We start from the raw sequence: 7,899 nt of genomic DNA on the forward strand, positions 1-7,899 counted from the left end.
TACTGCCGGGCAATCAGCCCCATTGCCGCGCTGGCCAGCTCATACCACGGCAGTTGCTCCCGGACGTGGCTGTCAAAGGCGCTGGCGAAGCCATGAAAGGTCCAGTCCCGCATCAGTCCCGCTCCAGAGGAAAGCCCAGCCGACGGGAAAAGGCGGCCAGGGCGAGAGACGCAAGTTCCATCCGCTTGCCGTCCGGGTAGGGCAGGTTGAACTCAAAGCGCAGGCTTTCGGCCAGTTCGTGCGGATGCCATGCCAGCGGCTTGCGGCAGATAGCCGTCATCATGCCGTCGGCATGGCCGCTTTGCACCTGGCCGAAAAAGCGTTCCAGCAAGGCCCGCCACTCCTCCGGCTCATAGAGCATTTTGCTTTTGAAATTATTCAATTTCAAAAGCGGCGCTGCCATCATTTCGCGTCCAGAACGCGGTCTGGACGCTCATTCGGCGCGGGCGTCCGCTCCCGCGGCCGCCAGAGCGGTTGCCGTTTGCAACAGCAAACCGCTCTAGAACTTCTGGATTTTCGGCGCATTAGCGATGTCTCCGATATGGACGCCCGGCTCCATTGCCAGCTTGAATTGGCAGCCTCTGGACGCCCGGTTGCTCATGGCCCCGCCCTTGACGTGCCAGCCCCACGCGCTGCCCTTGGCGGTAGCCGTTAGCGGCTCTGCCGCTTACGGATAGCGACAGCGATTCCTTGGCATCGCATTTCGAGTAACCAGTTGCTGTCTTCATCCGTAAGCCGCTGAAGCGGCAACGGCTGAAGCGTGGAGCGGGCGGCGAGAAACATTGCCGTTTCCGGGCCGCACAGGGCCGCCACAAGGCGCAGAATATGCTCCCTGTCCTCCGGGAAGGGCACACTGTTCAACACGCTGGAAACGAATATGGCGCTGAATGGCATACCGGCCCGCACGGCGGAAAGAAAGCTCATGGCCGAGGTGCGGCCCTTTTCACGGTTCACCGTATCCCTGTCGGCGGGATACGGCTCAAACTCCGTCACGCGGATGCCCTTTGCCCGGAGCATCCGGGCCTCGTCCCCCTGGCCGCTGCCGAAGTCCAGAACGGAATCCCCGCAGACCTGCCGCCATTTGTTCATGAATTTGCCGTCCAGCGCCACGTCCGCCAGGCGTTTGTGGGAATAGACGGGCAGGACAAAGGCCCGGCCAAGGTGGATACGGCGCAGCCATTCCCGGCGAAAAGCGCCGTAGCGCAGAAAGTCCGCGTTATCCCCGGCAAAGTGGAAGTCCATGCTCAAGAGATTGAGCATGGCGCTGGCAAAGTCGGCCTTCTCCTCCGCCAGTTCCACCACGGGAATGGTTGCGCGGCCCTTGCGGGCGGCGGCTTCCAGCCGCCCCATGCCGTTGATGACCGTCCCGTCCGGCGTGGCCACGATGGGCAGGCGGATATGCAGCCGGGCCAGAGGCAGAACCGGGCGCTCGGCGGCGCTCATGCAGGGATGGAAGTCCGGGCTGTCCGGCGCTATGTCCGGCAATGCCGCCGCCATGTCTTCCACGCCCGCCGCTCTGATGGCGGTCCGCAAATCCCGTTCCGTGGCTTCGATGCTGATGTCATTGGTGGCGCGGTTGAACAGCAGATTCACGCCGCGCCGGGCGCTGTCCGCCGTGCTAGACCTTGCCCTGTCCCACGCGGACATACGCAGGCGGATACTCTGCAAACGGCTGCCTTCCGTTTGTGGGGCCGTGGCGGCTTTCCCCAAGCCGTCGGTGGGGGCGTCACCTCGCCCCCGCCTCTGCCTGCGCCTACACTATCCCGGACGCCGCAGCGCCGCCCGCAAAGGGCGCGAACAGCGCGAAGTTTTTAGAGCGTTTTGCTAATGAAATTAACTAAACGCTCTGGCAGGGCGAAGCCATGCCCGCCGCGTGCGTCAGCCGTTGCCGGCATTGTGCCGCAGTGGAGTTTTGACGCAGGGGCTGGGGTCAGCCCTCATTACTCCATGCAAAGCCGCCTTTTTACGTCCGGCGGCGTTGCAAGGCCAACATTGACCTTGCGGTATGCTCAATACAGCTTCGCCCAATGTTGGCCTTGCGCCTTGCCGGCCGAAAAAATTCGGCTTTTCGCGGACGGTGTTTTCATGAGGGCTGACCCTAGAGCAGATTACCTTTGACTTTTTATGGAAGTCAAAGGTGGCATTCAGGCGAAAAACACGGTTTTCGCCTGAATGTACGCCGCGTTGCGGCGGCTGCCGCTTTCGCGGCAGCAGAGCATTTTCAAAGTGAAAATGCTCTAGGCAAAAAAGCCCGGCGCAAGTTATTTACCTTACAGAACAAAAGGTATAGATATAAAAATCTCTAAGAGTCCCCGCGTTGTCGCCTTTTCCCCGAACCTTTCGGGGATAAACGTAGAACGTGTCCACGGAGGCGTGATGAATAAAAGCGAACTGATCAAGGCTCTGGCCGAAGAGACGAATATTCCTTTTGACGACGCTTCACTGGTGGTGAATACTTTTATTGATGCCATGAAGAACTCGCTGCTCGCCGGGGACCGCATCGAAATCCGCGGTTTCGGCAGTTTCAAGATAAAAGAATACAGCGGCTATGCCGGGCGCAACCCCAAAACCGGGGAAAGCGTTTTGGTGGTTCCAAAACGCCTGCCTTTTTTTCGCGCAGGCAAGGAACTCAAGGAATTCATCAATCAATAGAGCAGATTACCTTTGACTTTTTATGAAAGTCAAAGGTGGCATTCAGGCGAAAAACGCGATTTTCGCCTGAATGTACGCCGCGTTGCGGCGGCATAGCCGCCGGAAACGAGCCAAAAACCGCGTTTTTTGGCAACGTGATCCCCATACAGCGCCCCAGGCGCGATGTATGAAATAACTTCTAGAGGCCACAGGTATTTTGCGGCATTCCGCCGGTCAGCCGGACGCATGCGCAGAAGATGCCGGGGCGAATCCGGGCGGTGCGCATGGCGGGGCGACGCGCTCCGCGGGCAGCGAAAACCGCTTGCAACGAGCAGAAAAAGGAGTCGAACATGCAGTTTTCCGGCGCCATGACAGCACTTGTGACCCCTTTCAAGAACAATGCCGTTGACGAGGCAGCGTATCGCGCCTTTATTGAAAACCAGATCAAAGAAGGCATCCACGGCCTGGTGCCGTGCGGCACTACCGGCGAATCCGCCACGCTTACGCATGAAGAGCACGAGCGGGTCATTGAAATCTGCATTGACCAGGCCAGGGGGCGGGTTCCCGTGCTGGCCGGGGCCGGTTCCAACAATACGACCGAGGCCATCCGACTGGCGCGTTTCGCCCAAAAGGCCGGAGCCGACGGGGCGCTGCTTATTACCCCTTATTACAACAAACCCACCCAGGAGGGCTTGTACAGGCACTTCAAGGCCATTGCCGAGGCCGTGGACCTGCCGCTGGTGCCCTACAATGTGCCGGGCCGCACGGGCTGCAATATGCTGCCGCCGGTGCTGAGCCGCCTGGCCCGCGATTTTTCCAACATCGTGGGCGTCAAGGAGGCCACAGGGGATATGGTCCAGGGCAGCCTGGTGCTGGAATCCTGCCCTGAGAGCTTCAGCGTGCTTTCCGGCGACGATCTCACGGCCCTGCCGCTGATGGCGCTGGGCGGCAAAGGCGTGATTTCCGTCACGTCCAACCTTGTGCCCGGCCGCGTGGCCGCCATGTGCAACGCCTTTGCCAAGGGAGATCTGGCCGGGGCCGCGCGCCTGCACCACGAAATGTTCCCCCTGCACCAGATTTTATTTGTGGAAAGCAATCCCATTCCCGTCAAAACAGCACTGGCGCTTATGGGCCAGATGGAGGCCGAAATGCGCCTGCCGCTCAGCCCCATCAGCGAATCGGCCAAGGCCAGGCTCATTGACGTGCTGCGGCAGCAAAACCTGCTCTGATTCCAATTCCTGATTGAATACTGCAGGAATTGGAATGGGGAGCCGGCAACCGGGGCCGCAGGCCCCGTGGGAGACTGGGAGGCTTTGCCCCCGTCAGCGAATTTTCAGGTTGAAAATGCTCTGCTGACGCGAAAGCGGCAGCCGCCGCAACGCGGCGTGCATGCAGGCGAAAACCGCGTTTTTCGCCTGCATGCCACCTTTGACTTTCATAAAAAGTCAAAGGTAATCTGCTCTAATTTCATTAGCAAAACGCTCTAAGCCGCGCAGCATTTCACAGATGATCCGCTCCGGGGTGCGCCCTCATTTTCGGAGTACAGCGCAGAGCGGGGCTGAAGAGGCCCACGGGAAAGGGCTTGGCGCGGCTATTGTTGCTGGCGGAGAATGACGCGCAGGGTTTCGGCTTCCGGACCGGAAAGATTTTTGAGAGCTCGCTCCAGGCGCGCGCGCACCGCCTGGTGCCGCGGCGCCAGCTCATAGAGAGAGGCGGCGGCAGAAGCGCAGACCGGAAAATCGGCTTCGTTCTGGCGGCCTCCGGCCTTGAGCCGGGCATAGCGCAGGGCCGCGTTGATGATCGCGTCCAGGTAGGCAGTGTCGCCAAAAGCCAGAAAAGCCGCCCAATACATTTGCAGGACGGTTTTTTCGGCATATATGTCCCAGCGCAGCAGCGGCGCGGGGCTGCTGCGGATCTGGCGCAGCAGCACGGCGTCCTCCGGGCCGAGGAGATCTGCCAGCAGGGCGGCTTCGTCGCCCAATTGGGCCAGATGCGCCACCCAGGCCAGGGTGCGCCTGCCGTCGCGGCTCAAGGTCTTTGAAGGCGGCAGGATGCGTTGCCGGGCCGCGGGATCGCGCCGCAGCACCTCGGCCAGAAAGGCAGCCGCCATGAGCCGTTTCTCTCCCTGCGCCAGTGCGCCCTGGGCGTCGAAAGAGCGCAGAAGGCCGGGCAGCACGTCCGGATTCTTGTTTTGATAATAAAATTCCATGTCCCGCGCATACAGCGATACGGACTTGGAGATGTCCAGCGCGCCTGCCTGACGCGGCTCAAGGCAGCAAAGCCCGGCCAAAAGCAGGAGCGGAATCCAAACAAGCGTCTTTGCCATGCAGTATCCTTGAGCGCGCAATGCGGGCTCCGGCGTGTCCGGGGCAAGCCGGTCTCAGTCAAAATCGGCCAGCAACGCGCCGAGTTTCAGACATTCCAGGGGGCTTTCGCACAGCGTGGCCTTGAGCCGGGCCTGGGCCTCCTGCAAATGCGGCGAGGAAACCCCGTTGCGGATGGAACTGTGCGCTTCGAGAAAGGCGGCCAGCCAATCGCAGACCTTGATCATCTGTCCGTCCTTGGGATCCAGGGCGTCTGCATTGCAACTCTGCTGCAAGGCCTCAAATCCTGCCACTTTGACGATGTTCTCGCCGTCGCGGCGGCATTCCTGAAATTCCGAACCCACGCTCAGGCCCAGATAATAAGAAATACGCTCCACCAGCGCGGCAAAGCCCTCTTTGCGCAGAGGGCGGAAAATACGCCGCTCCAGCTCGGCTTCCTCGTACTCCTTGAGAATCCCGGGCAGGCTGGCCACAGATTGCTTGACCGGCGAAATGATGTCCCGGGTCAAAAGTTCGGGCAGATCGTGGAACAGGCCGCAGAAAAAATTGTTATTGGCCCTGGCCGTGCAGGCATGCACCGAAAGACTGAAAAAATAGGCGAAGGCCGCCACGATGAACATATGCCCGAGCACGGAAGTGGCCGGGATGCGCGGGGCCTGGGTCCAGCGGATCTGGAAGCGCAACTGCCCGCAGAGATTGGCCAGGCGGGCCAGCGCCGTATTGGGCGTGAGCATGGCCTCCATGCCCGCCAGCGAGCGGAAAGCGTCGAGACGTTCCGCAAAAGAGCGGGCAATGTCATCCATTTCATCGTCAAAGCCGTTCAAGGGTTTGAGAAGATGAAATTCCCACTGGGAAGCGAAAAGGTGGGCTGCGGTCAGAATGCGCCGGACCAGGCCGCTTTCATCCGTGCTCCGGTGCCAGGCGCGCATGCGATCCCAAAACGGGCCCAGAGGGGAAAGCACAGGCTCAAGCCTGGCAAGCACATGTTCGGTGAGTTGGCGGTAATGAGCCGGGTTTTCCTTTATTTTGTAAAAAACCGGCGGCTTGATGTCCGTGATGATCAGCCGGTAAAAATAGTCGAACAGGCCGCCCTCAATAATGTCGCGCGCCAGGGCCAAACGCTCCGCCTCGGGCAGATGCCGGGCATTCTCGTGCCAGAGCACGCAGGCCAGGAGCATTTTATGAGCCTGCTTGTCGATTTCCAGCAGTTCCACGGGGCGCAGTTTGTCGTTCCAGCGCAATAAATAGGCGCCGGAAAAAATCAATTGCAGCAGGCTCTTGCGGATGACAGGCATGGAAAGTCCTTGGGAAAGGGCAGAAAAACGAGGGAAGAAGCAGGGACAGGGAGGCCGCAGACCTTAACAGAACTCTGGCAAACATATATGTCAGCGTGCTGAAAAGTTCAAGCCTCTCTGTCGTTACGGTCTCTTGCTTGACACTCCCGGCCCTTTGGCGTATTTAAACCGTCTTTGCTGCGATAAGCGCCGTCACCCCCGTTAGACAGCGCGTCGCCGACGAATTTTTTTCAGCCTGACGGCTGACGCATATTTGCCTGCGAGGAGTTCATTTTCATGAAGACGTTCAGCCCTACCCCCAAAGACATCAACCGCCAGTGGTTTGTGGTTGACGCTCAGGATCAGGTTCTCGGTCGTCTGGCCAGCCGGATTGCCCATCGTCTGCGCGGCAAGCACAAGCCCGAGTTCGCTCCCCATATGGATAATGGGGACTTTATCGTGGTGATCAACTGCGAAAAGATCAAAGTGACCGGCACCAAGATGACCGACAAAAAATACTACCGGCATTCCGGCTGGGTGGGCGGCCTCAAAACCACCACCCTGGGCGACGTGCTGGCCGACAAGCCCTCGCGTGTGCTCATGTCCGCGGTGCGCGGCATGCTGCCCAAGAATCGTCTGGGCCGCGCCATGTTGAAAAAGCTCAAGATTTATGCCGGGGCCGAGCATCCGCACGCGGCCCAGAACCCGCAGCCGCTGAGCCTGCCTTACTAAGGAGCCATGAGCCATGAGCGAGAAATTTGAATACGGCACCGGTCGCCGCAAGACTGCCACGGCCCGTACCCGCGTCTACGCCGGGGCGGGAGGCATCACGATCAACGGTCGCTCTTTTGAGGAGTATTTTCCCCGCAAGACCCTCCAGATGATCATCCGTCAGCCCCTGGTGCTGGCGAAGCTGGCCGAAAAACTGGACGTGCGCGTCAATGTGTCCGGCGGGGGCGTCGCCGGGCAGGCCGAGGCCGTGCGCCACGGTATTTCCCGCGCGCTTTTGCTGGTAGATCCGGGCCTGCGCGCTGTGCTCAAGAAAGCCGGTTTTCTGACCCGCGACGCCCGCAAGAAGGAACGTAAAAAATACGGCCTGCGCGCCGCTCGCGCCCGGTACCAGTACTCCAAGCGTTAATCTCTTGCCTTTTCGAACCTCTTTGCAACAAGGGGTTTGTCATCCAGCAGGGGCGAGTCGCGGCAGCGGCTCGCCCCTGCTGGTTGTATGAAGAAAACCTCCCTAGAGCATTTTGCTTTTAACTTTTTACATAGCCACAGGATTTAAACCATCCTTCAGCGTCTTTTTGTGTGATACAACTTAATGCTTTTCCAATGGACTTGTACAGTTCATCACATGTTTTTGCTTTCATACCCCGAAGTAATTGTTTCACTTTGCTCCACATCTTTTCAATGGGATTTAAATCCGGGCTGTATTCTGGAAGGAAAATATACTTGCAGCCTTTTTCCCTTATCAAGTTTTGGGCTGTTTTTGATTTATGGACATTCAAATTATCCATTATAACAACATCGTTAGCTTTAAGCGTTGGAAGAAGAAATTTTTCAATATAAGCATTGTACATTTTTCCATCCAGTGCCCCATCAAAAACAACACTGCAAGTTTCTCCCGTTACCCGGATTGCTGAAAGTATGCTTATCCTTTCCCAACGTCC

Annotated in this window: 11 protein-coding genes; 6 read left to right on the forward strand and 5 right to left on the reverse strand. The window is 58.8% G+C overall.

All coding sequences use genetic code 11. The annotated features are described in order from the left end of the window. Positions 1–112: 112 nt before the first annotated feature. Complete coding sequence (locus tag G7Y52_RS13880; RefSeq protein WP_206215323.1) at positions 113–361, reverse strand: hypothetical protein; 249 nt, start codon at positions 359–361, stop codon at positions 113–115. Positions 362–651: 290 nt separating this feature from the next. Further along, complete coding sequence (locus G7Y52_RS13885) at positions 652–1,647, reverse strand: methyltransferase domain-containing protein (RefSeq protein ID WP_206215324.1); 996 nt, start codon at positions 1,645–1,647, stop codon at positions 652–654. 467 nt (positions 1,648–2,114) lie between these two features. Here G7Y52_RS13885 and G7Y52_RS13890 point away from each other — a divergent pair, with 467 nt between their 5' ends. The 4 genes from G7Y52_RS13890 (at position 2,115) to G7Y52_RS13910 (ending at position 4,118) form a co-directional block, all read left to right on the forward strand. After that, on the forward strand, positions 2,115–2,306 hold the full coding sequence (locus G7Y52_RS13890; protein WP_165072897.1) for a hypothetical protein: 192 nt from the start codon (positions 2,115–2,117) through the stop codon (positions 2,304–2,306). A gap of 70 nt (positions 2,307–2,376) precedes the next feature. Then, positions 2,377–2,652 (forward strand): HU family DNA-binding protein, encoded by a 276-nt coding sequence (locus G7Y52_RS13895; protein ID WP_165072899.1) that lies wholly within the window; start codon positions 2,377–2,379, stop codon positions 2,650–2,652. Positions 2,653–2,981: 329 nt separating this feature from the next. Then, the gene (gene dapA / locus G7Y52_RS13905; RefSeq protein ID WP_165072903.1) at positions 2,982–3,860 is read left to right on the forward strand and encodes a 4-hydroxy-tetrahydrodipicolinate synthase; all 879 of its coding nucleotides are present in this window, start codon (positions 2,982–2,984) and stop codon (positions 3,858–3,860) included. Positions 3,861–3,926: 66 nt separating this feature from the next. Next, positions 3,927–4,118, forward strand: a complete 192-nt coding sequence (locus tag G7Y52_RS13910; RefSeq protein ID WP_165072906.1) for a hypothetical protein — start codon at positions 3,927–3,929, stop codon at positions 4,116–4,118. A 104-nt stretch (positions 4,119–4,222) separates the two neighbouring features. Here G7Y52_RS13910 and G7Y52_RS13915 read toward each other — a convergent pair whose 3' ends face one another. Both G7Y52_RS13915 and G7Y52_RS13920 read right to left on the reverse strand, forming a co-directional pair. Next, a complete protein-coding gene (locus G7Y52_RS13915) occupies positions 4,223–4,957 on the reverse strand; it encodes a translation initiation factor 2 (RefSeq protein WP_165072908.1) in 735 nt (244 codons plus the stop codon). 54 nt (positions 4,958–5,011) lie between these two features. Next, positions 5,012–6,250 carry an HD domain-containing protein gene (locus tag G7Y52_RS13920; protein WP_165072910.1) on the reverse strand — a complete coding sequence of 413 codons (1,239 nt, stop codon included), beginning with the start codon at positions 6,248–6,250 and terminating at the stop codon, positions 5,012–5,014. A 276-nt stretch (positions 6,251–6,526) separates the two neighbouring features. Here G7Y52_RS13920 and rplM point away from each other — a divergent pair, with 276 nt between their 5' ends. Together rplM and rpsI are read left to right on the forward strand one after the other, a co-directional pair. Beyond that, positions 6,527–6,961 carry a 50S ribosomal protein L13 gene (rplM, locus tag G7Y52_RS13925; protein ID WP_165072912.1) on the forward strand — a complete coding sequence of 145 codons (435 nt, stop codon included), beginning with the start codon at positions 6,527–6,529 and terminating at the stop codon, positions 6,959–6,961. Between the two features lie 13 nt (positions 6,962–6,974). Further along, entirely contained in the window at positions 6,975–7,367 is a 393-nt protein-coding gene (rpsI, locus tag G7Y52_RS13930; protein ID WP_165072915.1) for a 30S ribosomal protein S9, read from the forward strand. A gap of 118 nt (positions 7,368–7,485) precedes the next feature. Here the strand turns inward: rpsI and G7Y52_RS13935 are convergent. Next, positions 7,486–7,899: transposase (locus G7Y52_RS13935; protein ID WP_165068458.1), on the reverse strand; the 414-nt coding region annotated here is incomplete at its 5' end.

It is taken from the genome of Desulfovibrio sp. ZJ200 (assembly GCF_011039095.1).
In the GTDB taxonomy this organism is placed as follows: Bacteria; Desulfobacterota; Desulfovibrionia; order Desulfovibrionales; family Desulfovibrionaceae; genus Desulfovibrio.

Excerpts from the sequence above, each read along its gene's own strand:
- G7Y52_RS13880 (WP_206215323.1), bottom strand. The coding sequence starts at position 361 with ATGCTCTATGAGCCGGAGGAGTGGCGGGCCTTGCTGGAACGCTTTTTC.
- G7Y52_RS13885 (WP_206215324.1), bottom strand. The coding sequence starts at position 1,647 with ATGTCCGCGTGGGACAGGGCAAGGTCTAGCACGGCGGACAGCGCCCGG.
- G7Y52_RS13895 (WP_165072899.1), top strand. The coding sequence starts at position 2,377 with ATGAATAAAAGCGAACTGATCAAGGCTCTGGCCGAAGAGACGAATATT.
- dapA (WP_165072903.1), top strand. The coding sequence starts at position 2,982 with ATGCAGTTTTCCGGCGCCATGACAGCACTTGTGACCCCTTTCAAGAAC.
- G7Y52_RS13915 (WP_165072908.1), bottom strand. The coding sequence starts at position 4,957 with ATGGCAAAGACGCTTGTTTGGATTCCGCTCCTGCTTTTGGCCGGGCTT.
- G7Y52_RS13920 (WP_165072910.1), bottom strand. The coding sequence starts at position 6,250 with ATGCCTGTCATCCGCAAGAGCCTGCTGCAATTGATTTTTTCCGGCGCC.
- rplM (WP_165072912.1), top strand. The coding sequence starts at position 6,527 with ATGAAGACGTTCAGCCCTACCCCCAAAGACATCAACCGCCAGTGGTTT.
- rpsI (WP_165072915.1), top strand. The coding sequence starts at position 6,975 with ATGAGCGAGAAATTTGAATACGGCACCGGTCGCCGCAAGACTGCCACG.